Genomic DNA, 549 nt, shown 5'->3' on the forward strand with positions numbered 1-549 from the left:
GTCCACGGCTTCGGAAATGGCGTCCGAGCGCTGCAGCACGGTGGCGTCCAGCTGCGCCCGACGTTCCAGAACCGCCTGCAGGGTGTCGCCAACGTCCTGGCTGGCCACTTCGCGCTCGAATGTCGATCGCGCATGGAAGGCGAATTGACGGGGGTAATTTCCATCGCCGAGATCCACGTCGTAGTAGTCGGCCGCAACGTCTTTCAAGTCGTTGTCCAGCACGCGGTGGTAGTCGCTTTTCCGAACCTCCGTGTATGCCGCCAGAGCGTCGTCGGTGGTCAGCGCGTCGCGGTACACGCCGCGTTCGGCGTCGTACTGCTGGACCGTCCAGCGGCCAGCATCCTGCTGGGCGACAGCCACGGTGGCCGCTTGCTCGGCCTGAGCGGCTTCAATGGAACGATCCACCTTGTCCATCTGCTCACGCAGACGCTCCCACTGCTCGGAACGAACGTCTTCCGGCCTTTCGGCAAGAAGCTGTTCTTCCTTGGTCGTCACGCCCTCGCGGTAGGCCTGCAGCAGAGCGACGTTGACGCTGGCGGAAGCCGGAAT

1 protein-coding gene is annotated in these 549 nt (G+C 63.9%); it reads right to left on the reverse strand.

Annotation, left to right across the window (positions count from 1 at the left end; all coding sequences use genetic code 11):
* Nucleotides 1-549, reverse strand: a 549-nt coding sequence (locus EOD15_RS36150; protein ID WP_185929188.1) for a hypothetical protein, incomplete at both ends; no start/stop codon positions are given.

This window comes from Mesorhizobium sp. M7A.T.Ca.US.000.02.2.1, from assembly GCF_003996995.1.
Taxonomy (GTDB): Bacteria; Pseudomonadota; Alphaproteobacteria; order Rhizobiales; family Rhizobiaceae; genus Mesorhizobium.